The organism is Streptomyces sp. NPDC025793 (genome assembly GCF_055558375.1).
Map to the genome: position 1 here is coordinate 213,273 of NZ_JBVHMR010000009.1, position 19,044 is coordinate 232,316.

At 71.1% G+C, this 19,044-nt stretch carries 16 protein-coding genes and 4 pseudogenes; 10 read left to right on the plus strand and 10 right to left on the minus strand.

Annotated features, from left to right (window positions below):
- Complete coding sequence (locus tag ACZ4MF_RS19850) at nucleotides 1-885, minus strand: thiopeptide-type bacteriocin biosynthesis protein (protein WP_467493273.1); 885 nt, start codon at nucleotides 883-885, stop codon at nucleotides 1-3.
- A 356-nt stretch (nucleotides 886-1,241) separates the two neighbouring features.
- On the opposite strand from ACZ4MF_RS19850, the gene ACZ4MF_RS19855 reads away from it, so the two are divergent.
- Nucleotides 1,242-1,955 carry an LmeA family phospholipid-binding protein gene (locus ACZ4MF_RS19855; protein WP_467493274.1) on the plus strand — a complete coding sequence of 238 codons (714 nt, stop codon included), beginning with the start codon at nucleotides 1,242-1,244 and terminating at the stop codon, nucleotides 1,953-1,955.
- Between the two features lie 178 nt (nucleotides 1,956-2,133).
- Here the strand turns inward: ACZ4MF_RS19855 and ACZ4MF_RS19860 are convergent, their stop codons facing one another.
- On the minus strand, nucleotides 2,134-3,198 hold the full coding sequence (locus ACZ4MF_RS19860) for a cobalamin-independent methionine synthase II family protein (protein WP_467493275.1): 1,065 nt from the start codon (nucleotides 3,196-3,198) through the stop codon (nucleotides 2,134-2,136).
- Nucleotides 3,199-3,388: 190 nt separating this feature from the next.
- Here ACZ4MF_RS19860 and ACZ4MF_RS19865 point away from each other — a divergent pair, with 190 nt between their 5' ends.
- Both ACZ4MF_RS19865 and ACZ4MF_RS19870 read left to right on the plus strand, forming a co-directional pair.
- Nucleotides 3,389-4,480: a MerR family transcriptional regulator gene (locus ACZ4MF_RS19865; protein ID WP_467493276.1), complete on the plus strand. Its 1,092-nt coding sequence runs from the start codon at nucleotides 3,389-3,391 to the stop codon at nucleotides 4,478-4,480.
- Nucleotides 4,447-5,070 carry an FMN-binding negative transcriptional regulator gene (locus ACZ4MF_RS19870; RefSeq protein WP_467493277.1) on the plus strand — a complete coding sequence of 208 codons (624 nt, stop codon included), beginning with the start codon at nucleotides 4,447-4,449 and terminating at the stop codon, nucleotides 5,068-5,070. Before ACZ4MF_RS19865 ends, ACZ4MF_RS19870 begins: the two co-directional genes overlap by 34 nt.
- Nucleotides 5,071-5,095: 25 nt before the next feature.
- Here ACZ4MF_RS19870 and ACZ4MF_RS19875 read toward each other — a convergent pair whose 3' ends face one another.
- Both ACZ4MF_RS19875 and ACZ4MF_RS19880 read right to left on the minus strand, forming a co-directional pair.
- The gene (locus tag ACZ4MF_RS19875) at nucleotides 5,096-5,584 is read right to left on the minus strand and encodes a GNAT family N-acetyltransferase (protein WP_467493278.1); all 489 of its coding nucleotides are present in this window, start codon (nucleotides 5,582-5,584) and stop codon (nucleotides 5,096-5,098) included.
- A 10-nt stretch (nucleotides 5,585-5,594) separates the two neighbouring features.
- Nucleotides 5,595-6,437 (minus strand): alpha/beta fold hydrolase, encoded by an 843-nt coding sequence (locus tag ACZ4MF_RS19880; protein WP_467493279.1) that lies wholly within the window; start codon nucleotides 6,435-6,437, stop codon nucleotides 5,595-5,597.
- A gap of 299 nt (nucleotides 6,438-6,736) precedes the next feature.
- Here ACZ4MF_RS19880 and ACZ4MF_RS19885 point away from each other — a divergent pair, with 299 nt between their 5' ends.
- From ACZ4MF_RS19885 to ACZ4MF_RS19900, 4 genes and pseudogenes are all read left to right on the plus strand, one after another.
- On the plus strand, nucleotides 6,737-7,465 hold the full coding sequence (locus ACZ4MF_RS19885; RefSeq protein WP_467493280.1) for a hypothetical protein: 729 nt from the start codon (nucleotides 6,737-6,739) through the stop codon (nucleotides 7,463-7,465).
- A gap of 796 nt (nucleotides 7,466-8,261) precedes the next feature.
- Nucleotides 8,262-8,896, plus strand: a pseudogene (locus ACZ4MF_RS19890) (alpha/beta hydrolase fold domain-containing protein); the annotation flags it as partial.
- A gap of 406 nt (nucleotides 8,897-9,302) precedes the next feature.
- Complete coding sequence (locus tag ACZ4MF_RS19895; protein WP_467493281.1) at nucleotides 9,303-9,872, plus strand: methyltransferase family protein; 570 nt, start codon at nucleotides 9,303-9,305, stop codon at nucleotides 9,870-9,872.
- A gap of 110 nt (nucleotides 9,873-9,982) precedes the next feature.
- Nucleotides 9,983-10,732, plus strand: coding sequence for an SDR family NAD(P)-dependent oxidoreductase (locus ACZ4MF_RS19900; RefSeq protein ID WP_467493282.1), 750 nt, complete (start codon nucleotides 9,983-9,985; stop codon nucleotides 10,730-10,732).
- A gap of 48 nt (nucleotides 10,733-10,780) precedes the next feature.
- On the opposite strand, the gene ACZ4MF_RS19905 is transcribed toward ACZ4MF_RS19900, so the two are convergent.
- On the minus strand, nucleotides 10,781-10,951 hold the full coding sequence (locus ACZ4MF_RS19905) for a hypothetical protein (protein WP_467493283.1): 171 nt from the start codon (nucleotides 10,949-10,951) through the stop codon (nucleotides 10,781-10,783).
- Nucleotides 10,952-10,980: 29 nt separating this feature from the next.
- On the opposite strand from ACZ4MF_RS19905, the pseudogene ACZ4MF_RS19910 reads away from it, so the two are divergent.
- From ACZ4MF_RS19910 to ACZ4MF_RS19920, 3 pseudogenes are all read left to right on the plus strand, one after another.
- A pseudogene (locus tag ACZ4MF_RS19910) lies at nucleotides 10,981-11,276 on the plus strand (sensor histidine kinase); the annotation flags it as partial.
- 118 nt (nucleotides 11,277-11,394) lie between these two features.
- Nucleotides 11,395-11,580 (plus strand): annotated as a pseudogene (locus tag ACZ4MF_RS19915) (MerR family DNA-binding transcriptional regulator); the annotation flags it as partial.
- 3 nt (nucleotides 11,581-11,583) lie between these two features.
- Nucleotides 11,584-11,950: pseudogene (locus ACZ4MF_RS19920) on the plus strand (aldo/keto reductase); the annotation flags it as partial.
- A gap of 162 nt (nucleotides 11,951-12,112) precedes the next feature.
- On the opposite strand, the gene ACZ4MF_RS19925 reads toward ACZ4MF_RS19920, so the two are convergent.
- From ACZ4MF_RS19925 to ACZ4MF_RS19945, 5 genes are all read right to left on the minus strand, one after another.
- A complete protein-coding gene (locus ACZ4MF_RS19925; protein WP_467493284.1) occupies nucleotides 12,113-13,555 on the minus strand; it encodes a phytoene desaturase family protein in 1,443 nt (480 codons plus the stop codon).
- Nucleotides 13,556-13,631: 76 nt separating this feature from the next.
- On the minus strand, nucleotides 13,632-15,902 hold the full coding sequence (locus ACZ4MF_RS19930) for an FdhF/YdeP family oxidoreductase (RefSeq protein ID WP_467493341.1): 2,271 nt from the start codon (nucleotides 15,900-15,902) through the stop codon (nucleotides 13,632-13,634).
- Nucleotides 15,903-15,986: 84 nt separating this feature from the next.
- Nucleotides 15,987-16,064, minus strand: coding sequence for a 50S ribosomal protein bL37 (locus ACZ4MF_RS19935; RefSeq protein WP_466384113.1), 78 nt, complete (start codon nucleotides 16,062-16,064; stop codon nucleotides 15,987-15,989).
- Nucleotides 16,065-16,126: 62 nt separating this feature from the next.
- Nucleotides 16,127-16,387 carry a hypothetical protein gene (locus ACZ4MF_RS19940; RefSeq protein WP_467493285.1) on the minus strand — a complete coding sequence of 87 codons (261 nt, stop codon included), beginning with the start codon at nucleotides 16,385-16,387 and terminating at the stop codon, nucleotides 16,127-16,129.
- A 13-nt stretch (nucleotides 16,388-16,400) separates the two neighbouring features.
- Nucleotides 16,401-18,965 (minus strand): ATP-dependent Clp protease ATP-binding subunit, encoded by a 2,565-nt coding sequence (locus ACZ4MF_RS19945; protein ID WP_467493286.1) that lies wholly within the window; start codon nucleotides 18,963-18,965, stop codon nucleotides 16,401-16,403.
- Nucleotides 18,966-19,044 lie beyond the last annotated feature (79 nt).

Below are 19,044 nucleotides of genomic sequence, written 5' to 3' on the forward strand. Positions count from 1 at the left end.
TCAGCGCGTCCCGTCGTCGACGAGGGCGTGGGTCAGCAGGCTCTGCCGGGCGAGGGACAGCCGTCCGCGGTTCCAGTGGAAGATCACGTAGTAGGCCGCGGCACGGCGCGGGCCGACGACAGCGCCGCCCGACTCGAAGTACCCCGTGCGCCATCGCTCGGCACCCCGGCGCACGGCCTCCGCATGCGCCTCGACGGCCGCCCGCCGTGCCGCGGGCAACGGGGCGAGCAGCGTACGGGGACCGGCCTGCCAGGCGTCGCGGATGCCGGCGGCGGCCCGCTGGGCGTCCTCGTCCAGGCCGGTGCCCAGCCTGCGCCCGGTGTCGTCGCGCACCACCTCCCACACTCCTCGGTGCTCCCAGCCGACGACGCCGAGCCCGTCGAGGAGTTCGGCCAGCAGCGCCAGGGACAACCGCCAGTCCGCGAGCTCCCCTGTGCCGTCGCCGGTGTGGTGGTCGAGCCAGGCGAGGGAGTCCGCCGTGAACAGCTCGTGCACGAGCCGCATCGACGACGGGCCGCCGAACAGGTACGTCTCCGGCTCGTACACCGCGCAGACCGGTGCCGCGGTCTGCCCGTAGAGGCCCTTGAAGCGGCGTGACAACTCCGCGCGCAGCAGGCCGTGTTCCGGTTCGCGGGCCTCGAACCGGACACGCAGACCGGGCGGCTTGTGCATGAAGAAGAAGGAGCGCACCGTGCCCGAGGCGATGAGGTCACGGGCCGTGTCCGCGACGCAGCGGTACGCCGGCCGCCATGCCGCGCGGCCGGGTGCGAGATTGACCTGGATCCAGCCCGTCTCGGGTACGGCGGCGCGGAGCGCGGACAGACCGGCCGTCAGAAACGTGCGGCGGGCCGCCGCGTAGGCGGGACCGTCGCCGACGTCAGGCACGGTACCCAGGGAAATACCGCGTGCGTCCCGGAGACAATCGGCCAGCAAGTTTTGGACCTCCACTGTGCTCCTTCCCCCTGGCGACCGATGAGGGGCCGAGGTGAATATCCGCTCCCGCCCTTGGAATTCCGCAATGGCGCCCACCTGAAAAACAGACGGCAATTCTTCATATGATCAATGGGGTTGCGCCTGGTGCACGAAAAGCGCGCGATGTGCCACGGGCGCACTCCGCGCGCCGATGCGGGGGGGACGGCCGAGTTATCCACAGGGCTGTCGTGCGAGCCGCCATGTCGTGCATGATCGGCTTCTGCGCTGATCGTGTGCGGCACATGGCCGAGACAACGGGTGGGGTCGGTATGCGACGTCGATGGGTAAGAGTTCTGGCGATCACGGTCGTCGTACTGGCCGTGCTGCTCACGGTCGCCGACCGGGTGTCCGTGCACTACGCGGACAAGGAGGCCGCGCGCCTCGTCAAGCAGAAGTACGGCTACGCCAACTCCACCGACGGCCACGTGGACGTCTCCATCGAGGGCTTCCCGTTCCTGACGCAGGTGCTCGGCCAGAACTTCGGCCATGTCAGACTCACGGCCGGGCAGTTCACCGTCGACACCACGAGCAACGCCCAGGGCGGCTACCTGCACGTGAAGGAGTTCGATCTCGACCTGCGCGGTGTGACGGTGACATCGCTGACAGCCCGCAGCACCGAGGCGAACCTCGCCACCGGCACCCTGAAGCTCTCCTACGACGATCTCTCGGGCGTGGTGACACGATTGGCGGGCAGCGACGGCCCCCTGCGCGTCTCCCAGGCCCCCGGCTCGGCGGAGCAGGCGGCGAAGGTCAGGATCATGGGCACAGCCGGCGGACAGCACGTGGACGGCACGGGCACGCTGCTCGCCCAGGGCAACGAGCTCAGCCTGACCATTCCTGGTCTCCAGCGGCCGGCGCCCGTCTGGCGGGTCGACCTCCCGGAAGGCGTCGGCTTCACCGCGGCCCGCGCGACCGCGGACGGCGTCGAGATCAGCATGGTCGGCCACCAGGTGACGCTGGGCAGATCACGCTTCGAGAGATGAGTGTGCCGCTGCCGTCATGACCCGCGACGAGGAGCCGGCCGAGGTGCGGCGGCGGGTGCGGGTGCTCGCATCGCGGGTTCTTTTAGGGGGACTGCCGGGCCGGGCCCGGCACAGGTGAGCCCGCCCGTCCGTCGGCGCGAGGCGGACAGGGGGCCGGGCAGGGTGCGAGGGTGTGGCCTCACCCTCCGAGGAGTTCGGCCGCCTGGGCTGTTCCCTCGACGCGGGCGCGGATCTTGGCGAAGGCCGTCTCGCGTGATGTCGACGTGTCATCGGCGAAGGGTGCGAAACCGGCGTCGTCGCAGGTACCCAGCTGGTCGACGGGGATGTACCTGGCGGCCCCAAGCACCCGGTCACGGACTTCTTCGGGGGTCTCGACGCGCGGGTCGATCGGATCGGTCACGCCGACGAAGACCCGGACGCCCGGGCGGAGCTGGTCGGCGATGACACGCAGGACGCGGTCGGGGTCGGCCTCGCCGGCCATCTGGAGGTAGAAGTTGCCCGCCGTGAGCCGGAGGAACCGGGGCAGCAGCTCGGCGTAGTCGACATCGAGGCTGTGCGTGGAGCCCTGGTCGGCGCCGGGCCCGCAGTAGACGCCGATCCGGGCCTGCTCGCTCTCGGTGAAGCGGGACAGCACCTGGTTGTTCAGCTCGACGAGGTCGTTCAGCACTCCTCCACTGGGGTCCAGCTTGAGGGTGAGACGGGCCTCGTCGAAGTCGAGCTGGACGACATGCGCGCCCGCGTCGAGACACGCGCGGATCTCCGCCTCCGACTCGCCCATCAGCTGATGGAGGAACTCCTCGCGCGGGAATCCAGAGATCCCGCTCGGCGGATAGAACAGGCTCAGCACGGACGGCGCGACGACGGCCTGCTTCACCGGAGTGTTCGTGTACTGCCGGGCCGCCCGCAGGTACTGCTCGGCGGACACCTTGTACCGGAAGGGACCTGAGGTCAGCACGGGCAGTTGCCGCTGGTGACCGTCGGCGAAGGGGATCACCACACCCTCGGGAGACAGGCCGGGCGTGCCCGCGACGGGGTACGTGACGAAGTCGGGCTTGGACTGCTCGCCGTCGGTGACGACCGGCGAACCGGCCTCCTCCAGCCGCTCGATCGTATCGCGGACGGCCCGCTCCTGAACCAGCCTGAAGGTACCCTCGTCCGTCCGCCCGGCCTGGTGGTCGGCCATGGCGGTGAGCAGTTCGGGAGAACGGGGGAGGCTGCCGATGGGTTCGGTAGGAATGTTCACGGCGGCAGCCTAGGAACCACATCCGCCCGGACCCGGTCCGAACACCCCCGCGCCCGCCCAGGTCCACCCGCTCAGGGCATGGCCGCCCCTCCGGCGTTGACCTCGGACGACAGCCGGAGGACACCTCGCGGTTCTCGCCGCTTGACCTTGCCCCCGGGGGCAAGGTTTAGCGTGGAGCGAGGTGAGCGGCATGAAGATCAGTGAACTGGCGCGCCGGTCAGGCGTGACGACGAAGGCAGTGCGGTACTACGAATGGCTGGGGTTGATCACACCCGGGCGTCTCGCCAACGGCTACCGGGACTACGACGAGGACGACGTGCGCCTCGTGCGGGAGATCAAGGCGCTGCACCGGCTGGGAATCCCCGTCGAGCGCACCCGGCCCTTCCTGGAGTGCCTGGCGGCCGGGCGTGCGTACGCCGACGACTGCCCCGCCTCGCTGGCCACCTACCGCGAGGCGATCGACGAGCTGACCGAGCGCATCGAGGCACTCACCGCGCGCCGAACGACGCTGATCGCCAACCTGAACGCCGCCGCCCACCGCGGCAGCACCGTCGTACCGTCCGAGGCGAGCGGCACCGGGGACGAGGACTATCTGACGCTCCCGGCGGACCTGCCCGTCCCCGAGGACGACGGCGCCGCGGACCACCTGTGCGGGACGGCGGCGCCCGGGGCGGCCCTGTGCGACACGGCGGGCAGGACGATCCGACTGGACGCGCTCGGCCCTCGCCGTGCGGTCGTCTATGTCTACCCGCTCACCGGCCGCCCCGGCACCGATCTGCCGGAGGGCTGGAACTCCATTCCCGGAGCCCGCGGTTGCACGCCCGAGACATGCGGCTTCCGCGATCACTTCCAGGACCTCCTGGAAGCCGGCGCCGGCCGGGTGTACGGGCTGTCCAGCCAGGACAGCGCGTACCAGAACGAGGTCGTGGAGCGCCTCGGGCTGCCCTTCGACATGCTGTCCGACCCCTCTTTCGGGCTGGCCGACACCCTCGGCCTGCCCACGTTCGAGGCGGATGGCACGCGGCTGTTCAAGCGGCTCACGCTCGTCATCCGCGACGGTGTGATCGAGCACGTCTTCTATCCGGTCTTCCCTCCGAACGAACACGCCGAGCAGGTCCTGACCTGGCTGCGCGAGAACCCGCTGTACGACACCGGCCACCGCCTCCTCGCCGGCCAGCGCCCCGGCCCCACTCCGACCGCGCTCCAACCCGACCGAGAGGCCCGCCCGTGTACGTGCCCAAGCCCTTCATGCCCGAGGACGCCGACGTCCGCGATCTGCTGACCGACCTCGGCGCCGCCGACCTCGTCACCATGACCCCGCAGGGCCTCCAGGCCACCCTGCTGCCCTTCGAGCACGACCGGAACACCGGTGAACTCGGTTCGCTGATCGGTCACATGGCGCGGGCCAACGGCCACTGGCGCGAGCCGGTGCAGGGGGAGGCCATGGTGATAGTCCACGGGCCGCACGCCTATGTCTCGCCCACGTGGTACGCGACGAAGGCCGAGCACCATCGGGTGGTCCCCACCTGGAACTATGTCGTCGCCCACGTGTACGGGCAGTTGGTCGTGCACGACGATCCGGCGTGGGTCGAGGCTCAGATGCGCCGCCTCACCGACCGGCACGAGGCCGGTTCGGCCGAGCCCTGGTCCCTCGACCAGGCTCCGGCGAAGTACGTCGAGGGGCGGTTGCGCGCGGTCGTCGGCGTCGAAGTGGTCATCAGCCGGATCGAGGCCAAGGCCAAGCTCAGCCAGAACCAGCCCGAGCAGAACGTCGAGGGCGTCATAGCAGGGCTGGAGGCGCGCGGTCGGGGCGATGACATGGCGGTCGCCGCCGCGGTGCGGGCACACCGACGACACGCTGCCACCTCCTGAGGCCGCGGCGGTACCGGGCAGGGCTTCAGTGGCCGACGGCCACCGGCCCCTGCACCGGCTGCGGCTGCGGCTGCGGCTGCGGCCGGCGGATCATGAACACGTCCACCGGGTCCTCGGACTCGACCGTGAAGCCGTGGCGCGCGTAGAACATCAGGGCCCGGCTGCCCCGCAGCACGTTCAGCCGGACGGGAGTACCGTCGCGGTCGCAGCGCTCCAGCAGCATGCTCAGCACGGCCGAACCGATGCCTCTGCCCTGGAGGGCCGGGTCCAGGTAGAAGTGCTCCAGCCAATGTGCGTCGGCAGCCGGCCGCAGCGCCACGCAGCCGGCCAGGGCGCCGGCCGCCTCCACCACCCATGTGTGCGCCGGAGTGAACCCGTCACGCAGCCGCTGCCGCACGCGCCGCTCGTCGTAGCGCCCGAGTCGCTCTAGGTCCGCCCTCAACACCACGGCCCGCAGCTCGGCCACGGCCTCGACGTCCGCCGCCGACGCCTGCCGTATCTCCCAGTCAGCCACGAGCGCGATGCTACCGACCGCCCAGGAACGTCAGTACGGCCGAGCGGAACCGGTCCGGATCGTCCAGCCACGGGAAGTGTCCGGCTCCGGGCTGTACGACGAGTTCGGCGTGCGGGAACAGCCCGGCGAACTCGGCCACCACGGGCGGCGGGGCACCGGGGTCGACCTCCCCGGCGAGGAGCAGCACGGATGCCGCGCAGCGGGCGAGTGCCGCGCGGGTGGTGTCCGGGTCGAAGGCACCCTCGGCGCCGAAGGCCGCCACGATCCCCCGGTCGAGCTGTTCGTTCTCCGCGGCCCTGTGCGCCCGGGCCGTCTCGTCCCAGCGGCCGTACGAAAAGGGGGCAATGGCCTGGAAGTTCTCGGCCGTGGCCGCGCCCGCTGCGATGGCCTCCAGGGCCGCGAAGGCCGCCGGGAACCAGGGTTCGGCCCGACGGGATCGCACGGTCTCGCGCCGCAGCCCGTCGCTGATCGGCAGGCCGAGTGCCCGGACGCTCGGGGTGACGAGGGCGAGACGACCGATGCGTCCGGGGTGGCGGCCCAGGTACTGCACGGCGATGTTCGCGCCGGCGCTGTGCGCGAGCAGGTCCATGCGCTCCAGGCCCAGGTGCGTGCGCAGGGCCTCCACGTCGGCGACGAGGCGGTCGCACCGGCAGGAAGCGAGGTCCCGGGGCGTCGCGGACCGGCCGGTGCCCCGCAGATCCAGCCGGATCAGCGTGCGGTGCTCGGGCAGTCCGCCCAGGTCACCGAGGTAGGTCGACTGCTGGGGGCCGCCGGGCAGGCACACCACGGGCTCGCCTTCGCCGCGGACACGGTAGGCCAGCTCGGTGCCGTCGTACGAGATGAAGGATCCCATGGCTGACATAGTGCGGACCACCGCGCGCACCGGCAATCGGATATGCCGTGCCGTGACCCTGCCCACCGCATTTCCCGGGCGGGAAATGACTGAACACATGAACGGCCGTCGCAGCACATCTTGTTGACGCGCGGAACATCGGGTTCACTCGGTGCAACGCATATGTTTCACTCAGCAGAAAACAGGCTGACCCACCCGTATCATCCATGTGTTGTGCGCACCCAAGCGCAACTCACGCTCCCCGCCTGCCGTCATCGGCCGAGCGGGGCGGCACCTCACCGTCGGACACGGAGGAACAGATGTCTGAGAACACCTCACCCGTCACCGAGTTGACCTCGCAATACGTCAGCCAGGTGTCCAACGACCTCGATAACAACGTCAAGGAACAGGACCGCATCGCCGCGGAAATCTCCGCTCTGCAGAGTCAGTTGACGGCCCTTCAGCACGATCACGGCGTTCTGGTGAGCATGCAGCAGGCGCTCGGTATCACCGCCTCGGCCGGCGTGCCTGCCGGCACCGACGGTGCCGTGGTGCCCGCCCCGCGCAAGACGCCCACCTCCGCACCTGCCACGCCCGCCGCACCCGTCGTGGACAGGACGCCGAAGAAGGCGAGCGTCGCGGAGCCCGAGTCCACGAAGCGGGCCGCCAAGAAGCCCGCGGCGAAGAAGGCCACCGCGAAGGCCTCGCCGGCGAAGGTATCTGTGCCGAAGACGACGCCGACGAAGAGCTCCGCGGCGAAGCAGACGGTCCCCCAGACCGCTCAGCCCACGCTCGTCGAGCTGGTCCGGCGCCACCTGACGGACCAGACGGAGCCCCGCTCCGCGGCGGAGGTCACCGAAGCCCTCGGCAAGGCGCATCCCGACCGGGAGATCCAGACCAAGGTCATCCGCACCACGCTGGAGAACCTGGTCGCCCGCAACAGCGCCCAGCGCAGCAAGCAGGGCACGTCCGTCTTCTACACCGCCGCCCGCGCCGCGGAGTCCGCGCCGGCGGACAAGACCGAGGTCAAGCCGGAGACCACCGAATAGGTCATGGCCACACCTCTGCCGTGCCGAGCGTGCCGACCGGGCGACGAGGGCACGTCTCCACCGCTCGGGGCCGGTCATGGCCGCCATCGGCACGCAAGCTCACCGCACGACGGCAGGCCCGGCCCGAGCCCTGGCCGCGACCGAGACATGACGTGTACGCACCCACGGCCGCAACCCGGACGTGGACACGAACCAGGATGCTGACACGCGCCGGAACATGGACGCGGAAGGAAGCACAGGCGCGGGCATCAGCATGAGCGCGGGCATCAGCGTGGGCAGGGGAACGAGCGTGGGGGCGCTCGGCCTCGGCCCGCCCCAGCCAGGGTGTCCTCGGTCTGCGCGGGTCTGCGCGGCGACGGCTACGACCAGATCGGCGGCGGAGGCAGGTCGTCGATGAGGTCGGTCGTCTCGCCGCCTCGGTGCGGTAACGGGGGACCTCACCGACCGCGACAGCGGCGTCGTACGCCCTCACACCCCCACGCCCGCGCGGCCTCGGGTCGTCGGCGAGTTCGGGCACCCTGCCGCCCGGCCGCACCATCAGCCCCGGCAGGGACGACCCGGCCACGCGAGCCGAGTGGGGAACGGTCCGGCGGGAGGACGCACCGGCCCGCTCCCCGGAGCGCAGCGCGTGCGGAGCCGGGCGATCCGTGCACTGTGGAGGTACGGGCGGCACGCCCACGGTCCATCGCCCTGCGCGAGGTGGATGCGCGGTGGTGTTCCCTGGTGTCGCAGGACACGAGGGCACGTGCGGGACGACCGACGGATACTCGGCCCCCGGTGCACGCGAGGAGATGCGATGTCCGTTGCCGTAGCGCCGGTTCGGCCGGTCCTGGAACCCGCGGCCGCGGAGTTCGCGAAGGTGACGGCCGATCTGCCGTACCTGTTCGCGTTGCCGCCCGCGGAAGGCCGTAAGCGCCGGAGCCGAGGGCGCCGGTCGGTGCACGAGCCGGCCGTCGGGGCGGATGCCGTGGTCGACTCCCCCGAGTACGGCCTTTCGCCCGAGGCCCACTACCCGGTGACCCAGCAGGTGCTGTTCCACCCGGTCACCGACGCGTCCTTCGACACGCCGTCCTACGGCCAGTTCGCCACGGGTTACTATCGGCGCCGCGACGCCATGCGGTGGTTCTGGGACCAGTCCACGGCCGACGCGGACGAGCGCTCCCGGATCACCGCCTCGCCGCTGCGCGCCACCGCCGAGGAGTTGTCGGGGCTGCCCCCGGCGCCGGTCGTCACCGCCGAGGCGGACGTGCTGCGTGACGAGGGCGAGGCCTACGCCAACAAGCTACGTGCGGCGAAGGGGTACAGGTCACGGCGCTCCGGTTCCAGGGCATCGTCCACGACTTCGTGATGCTCGACGCCCTGCGCGGCACCCAGGCAGCGGGCGCGGCCATCGGCCTGGCGCCCCGGACCCTGCCCTCCGCCCTGCACACCGCCTGGGACGGCCGGTGCGGCGGTGTGCCGGCGGCGGTCCGCTCCCCCAAGAAACCGCCGCCGGCCGTTTGGAGCCGATTGCCTCGTCACCGCTGCGGCGAGGCGAACTCGGCAGTGGCACCGTGTCCGTTGAGACCGATGCCGAATTCAGGGAGTTCGATTCTCCGGTGCTTTTCCCTCACCCGTCCACATTAAGGGTCACCGCCATGAAGAAATGATTCCTCGACCACATTTCATACTGGACGACTATTCCCCTCTCCGCACTCGCACCTGGCTGGTGCCTGGCAGCGCTCACCCGTGGGGTGGAGACCGTTTCCACCCTCGATCCACCCGTGGATGCGTGCGTCGGGCGTGCCGGGTGGGCGATCGTGGACGGTGACATCGCCAAAGGTGAGGAGCGTGCGGGATGACTCTCTCTAGTGACTTCGCCCTGCTGGGCATCGTGTGCTGGATCGGGTACGAGGTGCTGCTGCGCCGCCGGGAGTTCACTGCTGCGGGGACGTGGCAGGCCGACGACCGCGACCGGGGTTCGACCCTGCTGCTGATCGTCTGCTTCGTGGCCACGGGTGTGATCAACACGGTGTTCAACAGCACGGCGACGGCCCAACTGCCCACACCGCTGCGCTGGTTCGGCATAGCGGTCCTGGCCGGAGGGCTGGCCCTGCGGGCCTGGGGCATGCGCACGCTGTCCCAGTACTACACCCGGACCCTGCGCACGGTCGACGGTCAACGGGTGGTCCAGGAGGGCCCGTACCGGCTCATACGCCACCCCGGGTATTGCGGCAGCCTGCTGGTGTGGATCGGCTACTCGCTGAGCCTCGGCAGCTGGGCTGCGGCCCTGATCGTGGCAGCGCTGCTGACGGCGGCCTACCTGTGGCGCATCAGCACGGAGGAACGGCTGCTGACAGCGACCTTCGGCCCGGCGTATGCGGACTATCGCGAGAGGACGAAGCGTCTGGTGCCCTATGTCTTCTGACCGTTCCGAGTCCGCGGGTCGCCCACCGCCACGGTGTGTGTCCGCGCCCCCGTCAGGTCGAGGTCCGTTCACCGCCAGCGTGCCCCGCGCCGCACCCGTGCAATGGACACATGACTTCACAAGCACCCCTGAACGGCAAGAAGGTACTCGTCACCGGCGGCAGCCGGGGCATCGGCGCGGCGGCGGCACGGCGACTGGGGCGGGAGGGCGCGGACGTGGCCGTGACCTATGTCCACGGGAAAGAGGCGGCTGAGGAGGTGGTACGGGCCGTCGAGGCACACGGGCGGCGGGCGGTCGCGCTGCGCGCGGATGCCGCGGACGCGCAGGAGGCGGCGGGAGCGGTACACCGTGCGGCGGAGGCGCTCGACGGTCTGGACGTGCTGGTGAACAACGCCGCCCTCGGGCTGATGCAGCCGCTGGAGGACATGTCGCTCGACGACGTGGACCGGCTCATCGCCGTCAACATCCGCGGGGTGTTCCTCGCCTCCCAGGCCGCTGCCGCGCTCATGGCGCCCGGCGGGCGGATCATCACCGTCGGCAGTTGTATCACCGCTCGCGTGCCCGGCCCCGGGGCCACCCTGTACGCGATGAGCAAGTCGGCCGTCGTCGGGCTGACGAAGGCGCTGGCCCGGGAGCTGAGCGGGCGCGGGATCACCGCACACATCGTCCACCCGGGTCCGATCGACACCGACATGAACCCCGCCGACGGTCCCTCCGCGTCCGGCCAGGCGGCCATGACCGCACTCGGCCGCTACGGCACGGCCGAAGAGGTGGCGTCCGCGATCGCCTACCTCGCGCGACCGGAGGCGATGTACATGACGGGCACGGAGCTGTCGGTGGACGGCGGCTACGCGGCATGAGCGGGTGGGGCGCGCCGGGCACGGATGCCGCAGCCACCGGCCGACGTCTCAGGCGCGCTCGGGCTGTGCCTTGCCGCGCCTGCAGGTGAGCAGGCCGAACCCCGCCCCCAGCGAGACGAGGCCCATGCCCACCGCGGCCATGACTCCCTGTGCGCCGTCCACCGCTACCGCGCAGAATGCGGCGACGGCACCGTTGAAAAGGAAGAGGAACCACAGCACCGGCCATGCGGGCAGGAACGACGTGACCGGAAGGACCGCGGCCCCCGGCGGCGAGCGAGGCCGCCGCGTACTTCGCGTGGCCGAGGCGCTGACCAGCGCGGTCAGGCACGGGGGCGGCCGGCGGGCGGACGTACGGCTGGAGCGACTGCGCGCCGGGGTGCGGGCGGTGATCGGCGACGACGGTCACGGCGGCGCCGACGAGCAGAGCGGGACGGGACTGCTCGGCGTCCGCCGCCGGGTGACCGCCCTCGACGGCGAACCGACCGTGTCCAGCCCGCCCGGCGGCCCGACCGTGATCGTGGTGGCGCTTCCGTGCGTCTGGTGACGTGCTCTCCCCCTACACCCGGTGAGCACCGCTACACCCGGTGAGCACCGCGCGGAGGCGACGGCGGTCGTGGGACGCACTTGCCTGAAGCGCACTTGAAGGATCTGGCGTGTTCGTCATGACGGTGGTCGACAGCAGCCCCGTGAAGTCCCCGGCCGTGGGCGCCTGTTCCGCGATCGCCTCGGTGCGGCCCCGGCCCGACGGCCAGGGGCTGTACACGATCAGTGAGGTCGCCGCGTTCACCGGGCTTCGTGCGCACACGCTGCGCTGGTACGAGCAGATCGGGCTGATGCGGCAGGTCGAGTGGGGCTTTCTCACCGGGTCCTTCTCGGACGCGGGCAAGGAGTTGTCCGGCGGGGACGTCCGGCAGCTGATGCCCCGGTTCAACGTCGACGACGCGAAGGCGAACGCCCGCGCTGCTCGCGCCGCTGCACACGATCGCGGCCGCGGGGGCGACGGTCGCGCAGATCGTCCTGGCCTGGGTGCAGCAGCGGGCGCAGGTGCACGGTCTCACCGCGGTGCCGATCCCCGGCACCCGCAGGCGCAGCCGTCTGCTGGAGCACGCCGGTGCCACCCGGATCACGCGCGGCGCCGACGAACTGGCGCTGCTGGAGCCGATCGCGGGCCAGGTGGCGGGCGAGCGCTACGCCGACATGTCTCTCACCTCCGTGGCCCTAGGAGCCCCATGCCATGCGCGCCCGCCCGTCTCCGTCCCGGGCAGCCGGTCCGGGACGGAGCACCGCTTCGGCATGCGCGGGAGGCTGCCCGAGCCGTGGAGTGCCCGTACCTGCTGCGGGGCCGCTGGCATCGCCGGTCCGGGAGGGTGCTCTTCGGCGTCAGCCGCCGTCGAACAGCCCTGAGGTCCGCACTCCCAGGTGGCGCAGTGCCGCCGCGGCGGCTCCGGCGCCGCACATGCCATGGGCGCCGGGGCCCGGCGGGGTGGCGGCCGAGCAGAGGAACACCCCGGGCAGGCCGGTGGCGTACGGGTCGAGGGCCGGGCGGGGGCCGAGGAGGAGCTGAGAGGTCGTCTTGGCTCCGGTGATGATGTCGCCGCCGGTGAAGTTGGGGTTGGCGGCAGCGAACCGGGCGGGCCGGACGGCCTGTCGGGCCACGACGCGGTCACGGACACCGGGGGCGAACCGCTCCAGCTGCCTCAGGATCGCGTCGGTGGCGTCGCCGTCGTAGTCGTACGGGACATGGGCGTAGGTGTACACGGGATGCACGTCACCGACCGACCGGGTGGGGTCGGCCAGGTACTGCTGGGCGACCAGGACGAAGGGCCGCTCGGGCATGCGTCCGGCCACGACGTCCTGGAGCGTCCGCGCCACCTCGGCGAGCGGGCCGCCGAGGTGCACGGTGGTGGCCCGGCGCGCATGCTCGTTCGTCCAGGGCACGCCGCCCTCGACGGCCAGATCGAGCTTGAAGACGGCGGGCGCGCGAAGGAAGCGGCCGTACGCGGCGCGCGTCCGGGGCGGCAGCCGGTCGCCGTAGAGGGCTGCGGCCTGGCTCGGGTCGAGGTCGAGGAGGGTGACGTCGGCAGGCGGGAGTTGACGGTGGTCGGTGACACGGACGCCGGTGTGGACGGTACCGCCGTACCGGCGCAGCACACGTTCCATGCTGTACGCGATGGACTGTGAGCCGCCCTCGGCCACGGCCCAGCCCGCGTCGTGGCCCGCGGTGAGGATGCCGAGCGCGATGGCCGAGGTGAACGGGCGGGACAGCGGGCGCAGGGCGTGTGCCGCGACTCCCGCCCACAGGGCCCGCGCCTGCGGGGTGCGGAAGAGGCGGGCGAGGGCGGTGGCGGGCAGGGTGGTCGGGATGCCGAAGCGGGCGAGCAGCAGCGGGTGCGCGGGCAGGTGCGGCAGCGGGCCCAGGACGTCATGCGCCAGAACGTTCCAGTGCCGCACCGGGGTGGCGAACAGGGCGCGGTAGCGGTCGCCGTCGGGTCCGAGGAGACGGGCGGTGTCCGGCACGGAGCGCAGCAGGGCCCCGCCGCTGCCGTCGTCCAGCGGGTGGACGCAGTCGACGTCCGCCGTCCGCCAGCGCAGCCCGTGCTGTTCGAGGCCGAGCGCGCGCAGCGCCGGGGAGCCGGCGGCGGTGGGGTGGACGGCCGAGCAGTGGTCGTGGAGGAGGCCGGGCACAAGTGCCTCGGAGCTGCGGGTGCCCCCGCCGATCTCGTCGGCGGCTTCCAGGACGGTCACGGCGAGCCCCGCCCTGGCGAGAAAGGCCGCGGCGGCGAGCCCGTTGGGCCCGGCGCCGACGACGACCGCGGACGTCATGCCGCACCCCCGAGGTGTCCCGTGTCGGAAATCGGTCGTGAAATCGGTCGGATATCGGTCGGATGCCGGTCGGGAATCACGTGGCCGGGGTGATCGTAACCCGCAGGTGTTTCATGAGGGGCTGGTCGCTCTGCTCGCTGTGGTCGCACAGGGCGACGAGCACGTTCATCTCCGGCATGTACCCGGCCGCGCAGCCGCGGGGCATGTCGTACGGGATCGCGAGGAAGCCGTCGAGGGTGCGGGTGGTGCCGTCCTTGGCCGTGCTGACGATGTCCACGGGGTCGCACTCGCCGATGCCTCGTTCGCGCATGTCGTCGTCGTTCATGAAGACGAGGGTGCGCAGGTTCCTGATGCCGCGGTAGCGGTCGTTGTCGGAGTAGACGGTCGTGTTCCACTGGTCGTGGGAGCGCATGGTGCCGAGGGCCAGGGTGCCCGGGGCGGGGACGACGTCGGGCAGCGGGGCGGCGGAGAACTCCGCCTTTCCGGATGGTGTGCGGAAGACCAGCTCACGGGCGGGCTGCTTGATGCGGAAGCCCAGCGGCAGTCGCACCCGTCGGTTGAAGTCCTCGAATCCGTCGAGGACTTGGGCCATGGTGTCGCGGATCCGGTCGTAGTCCTCGACGTACCACTGCCAGGGCGTCGGGCTGTCCGGCAGGGCGGCGCGGGCCAGGCCGGCGATGATGGCGGGCTCGGAGAGCAGGTGCCGGGAGGCGGGACGCTTCATGCCGACGGACAGGTGCACCATGCTCATCGAGTCCTCGACCGAGGTGCTCTGCGGGCCGGTGCGCTGCTGGTCCTTCTCGGTGCGGCCGAGGCACGGCAGGATGAGCGCCCGGCGGCCGTGGACGAGGTGGCTGCGGTTCAGTTTCGTGCTGACCTGGACGGTGAGGTCACAGGAGCGCAGCGCCTCGTGGGTGAGCGGGGTGTCGGGCGCGGCGAGCGCGAAGTTGCCGCCCATGCCGACGAACACTCTGACGTCGCCCCGCCGCATGGCCGCGATGGTGCCGACGGTGTCCAGGCCGTGGGCGCGGGGCGGGTCGAACCCGCACACCTGGGCGAGCCGGTCGAGGAACTCGGCGGTCGGGCGGTGGTCGATGCCGCAGGTGCGGTTGCCCTGGACGTTGCTGTGCCCGCGCACCGGCGACGGTCCGGCGCCCTCGCGGCCCAGATTGCCGCGCAGCAGAAGGAGGTTGACGATCTCGCGGACCGTGTCGACGCCGTGTTCGTGCTGGCTCACGCCCAGGCACCAGCTGACGATGCTGCGATCGGCGTCACGGTAGACGCGGGCCGCCCTGAGGATGTCGGCGCGGTCGAGGCCCGACTGGCGCTCGATCTCCGCCCAGGGCGTGGCCTGGCACTGTTTCCGGTAGTCGTCGAAGCCGGCGGTGTGGCGGTCGATGAACTCCTGGTCGAGTGCCTTGGGATCGCTGCCGGCCTGCTCCAGCAAGGCCTTCGCCATGCCGCGCAGCAGGGCCATGTCGCCGCCGACACGCACCTGGAGGTTCAGGTTGCTGGTGCGGGTGGAGTGGAAGGTGGCCATGCCGGTGATGTCGTGCGGGATGATCGTGCGCCGTGCGGCCGCCTCGATCAGCGGGTTGACGTGCACGATCCGGGCGCCGCGGCGATAGGCCTCGGCGAGGGCGGTGAGCATCCGGGGCGCGTTGGAGGCGGCGTTCACGCCCATGATGAACAGGGCGTCCGTAGTCTCCCAGTCCTTCAGGTCGACCGTGCCCTTGCCGGTGCCGAGCGAGGCCTCCAGGGCGCGTCCGCTGGCCTCGTGGCACATGTTGGAGCAGTCGGGCAGATTGTTCGTGCCCAGCTCCCGGGCCATCAACTGGTACAGGAACGTGGCCTCGTTGCCGAGCCGGCCGGAGGTGTAGAAGGCGGCCTGGTTCGGGTCGTCCAGCTCGCGCAGGGTCCGCCCCACCAGTTCGAAGGCGTCGCGCCAGCTGATCGGGACGTAGTGGTCGGAGTCGGGATCGTAGACCATGGGCTCGGTCAGCCGACCCTGGTCCTCCAGCGCGAAGTCGCTCCACTCGGACAGGTCACTCACCGAGTGCCGCGCGAAGAACGCGCGGTCGACCCGCTTGCGGGTCATCTCCCAGGTGACGTGCTTGATCCCGTTCTCGCAGATGTCCAGGCGCAGGCCCTTGGTGTCGTCCGGCCAGGCGCACCCGGGGCAGTCGAAGCCGCCGTTCTCGTGGTTCATCTTCACGATCGCACGCGGTCCGTCCACCAGCGCGCCCTCGCGCAGCAGGAATCCGCTGACGCTCCTCGCGGCACCCCAGCCGGCGGCGGGGTGGCGGTAGGGGCGGAAGGACGGTTCCCCGCCGGGAGCGGGGCCCACGTGGAGCTCCCGCTCTTCCGCCCCCTGCGCCGGCCGCCGCGGCTGATCGTCACTGGAGTGACGGGAGGTGCTCACGACTCTCCCTCAGGACTGGGGCCGCTTGCCGTGGTTGGCGGCGTGGTTGCGCCGTGCCTTCTTCTTCCTGCGTCGCTTCGAGGACATGGCAACCTCCTGTCGATACGAGAAACATCCTTCGTCCGAATGTTTCGGACATGTTCAGGGAGCTATTCCCTGCGGTCCTTGCGCCGGCTCTCGCCGGACTTCATGCGGCCCTCGCGCACCTCGCGGTCGACCTCGGCGTGTGCCTGCTCGTACGCCGCCCCGGGGTCCTCCCGGCGCCCGCCGCGCAGACCCGCTTCCCGCCGGTCCTCCCTGGTGCGCTCGGCGAGTTCAGGCTCGTCCGGCCGGCGGGGCAGGCCCCGGCCGTGACCGGTGTCCGGCTCGCCCTCGACCCGCTTGTTGGACTTGTGGTGATGGTGCGCCATGAGTTCTCCTCCGTCACTTCTCCGTCGCCGCGGAGCCGGCCTCGGCGGGCCCGGCGGGCCCGGCTGCCCCGGCGGTCCCGGCCCGCTCGCCGGAGTCGCCGTTCTTCCGCACCGAGCAGTGCAGCGAGTCGTCCACCACGTCGGCGACGATCGTGTTCCCGGGCTCGGCCTCGCCGCTCAGCAGCAGGGTGGCGATGCGGTTGTCGAGTTCCGCCTGGATGGTGCGACGCAGCGGGCGGGCGCCGAACTCCGGCTGGTGGCCGTGCGCGATGAGGAGCTTCTTCGCGGCCTCCGTGACCTCCAGTTCGATGCCCTGCGCGTGCACCCGGCGCTTGCTCTGGTCCAGCAGATGGTCCACGATCCGGCTCAGGTCGTCCTCGGTCAGGCCGTGGAAGATGATGATGTCGTCGATGCGGTTGAGGAACTCCGGCAGGAACCTGGTCCGCAGGTCGTCCATCAAGTCGTCCTTCAGGTCGGACACATCACCCTTGTGGTCGAGGATGCGGTGCGCGCCGATGTTGGACGTCATGATGACGACGCAGTGCCGGAAGTCGACGGTACGGCCCTGGCCGTCGGTGAGCCGGCCGTCGTCGAGGATCTGCAGCAGGGTGTTGAACACGTCGGGGTGTGCCTTTTCCACCTCGTCGAACAGCACGACGCTGTACGGCTGGCGGCGCACCTTCTCGGTCAGCTGGCCCGCTTCCTCGTAGCCGACGTATCCGGGCGGGGCGCCGACCAGCCGGGCGACGGTGTGCTTCTCCTGGAACTCGCTCATGTCGAAGCGGATCATGCGGTCCTCTTCGCCGAACAGCAACGCCGCGAGGGTCTTGGCGAGTTCGGTCTTGCCGACGCCGGTGGGGCCGAGGAAGAGGAAGGAGCCCACGGGCCGGTTCGGGTCGCCCATGCCCGCGCGGTTGCGGCGCACGGCCTGCGAGACGGCGGTGACCGCCTCGTCCTGGCCGACGATCCGGGCGTGCATCTCCTCCTCCAGCCTGAGGAGTTTCTCCTTCTCGCTGGCGGTGAGCTGGGCGACCGGAATGCCGGTGCGGCGGGAGACGACGTCGGCGATGTCGGCGGCCGTGACGGACACGACGCCCTCGCGGCGCTCCTCGATCCCGGCGAGTTCGCCCTCCACCCCGGAGATCTCCCGCTTCAGCTCGGAGGCCTTCTCGAAGTCCTCGGCGGCGACGGCCTGTTCGAGCTCCCGGCGCAGCCTGGCGATACGGTCCTCGCGACTGACCACCTCGGTCGAGCGGCCCACGCTGCGCAGCCGTACCCGGGCGCCGGCCTGGTCCATGACGTCGATGGCCTTGTCGGGCAGGAAGCGGTCGGTGATGTAGCGGTCGGACATCTCGGCGGCGGCCGCCAGCGCCGCGTCGTCGAAGCGGACCTGGTGGTGGGCCTCGTAGGAATCGCGCAGCCCTTCGAGGATCTGCACGGTCTCCTCGACACTGGGCTCGGGCACCAGCACGGGCTGGAACCGGCGCTCCAACGCCGCGTCCTTCTCGACGTACTTGCGGTACTCGTCGATGGTCGTGGCGCCCACCACGCGCAGTTCGCCGCGCGCGAGTGCGGGCTTGAGCATGTTGCCCGCGTCCATGGATCCCTCGCCGGTGGCGCCGGCGCCGACGACCGTGTGGAGTTCGTCGATGAACAGGATGATCTGGCCCTTGGCGGCCTGTACGTCCTCGATGACCTTCTTCAGCCGCTCCTCGAACTGTCCCCGGTACTGCGCTCCCGCGACCATGCCCGACAGGTCGAGGGAGACGACCCTCTTGTCCTTCAGGGTGTCCGGGACCTCGCCCGCCACGATGCGCTGCGCCAGCCCCTCCACGATGGCGGTCTTGCCGACGCCGGGTTCGCCGATGAGGACGGGGTTGTTCTTGGAGCGCCGGGAGAGGATCTCCACGGTCTGCTCGATCTCCTCGGCGCGTCCCACCACCGGATCGAGCCTGCCCGCCCTGGCCTCTTCGGTGAGGTCCCGGCCGTACTCGTCCAGCGTCGTGGCCGGCTGCTTGCGCTCGGCGGGCAGTGAGTCGGCCCGGGCGGCCTGCTCGGCGATGCCCGACAGCTTCTCCGTGTCCATGCCCTCGGCGCGCAGCAGCTTGGCGGCACCGCTGTCACTGTCCCCCAGCAGGGCGCTGAGGATGTGCTCCGGACCGATGTACGACACACCGGCCGCCTGTGACTGGGCGTAGGCGGCACCGAGGGTGCGCTTGGCCGCGGGGGTGAGTCCCGGCTGCGCGGACGGCTCACCGGACTCGCGCGGCAGGATCTTGGCGATCTCGGCCGCGAGCGTGTCGGGATCGACGCCCAGCTGGGACAGCAGCCGCCGGGACGAGTCGACCTTCGTGGCGGCCCAGAGCAGGTGTTCGGTGTCGAGGTCGGTGGTGCCGTCCTCGACGGCCCGCCCCGCGGCCAGGTTGAGCAGTTCCTGGGAGGCCTCCGTCAGCAGCCGTCCGATGGGCACGCGCTGCACCGCGGGCGGTGATGACGCCGGCGACATCCCGAAGAACCGGTTGAACAACTCGCTGAACGGATCCGACGAACCGAAAGGAGCACCGAACGACATCGACATGACATCTCCTGAGCGCGGCGAAACAGTGATCCGCGGGGGGGTCGTACGCGATCCGGGGTCAGTACTCACTGAACCCCTC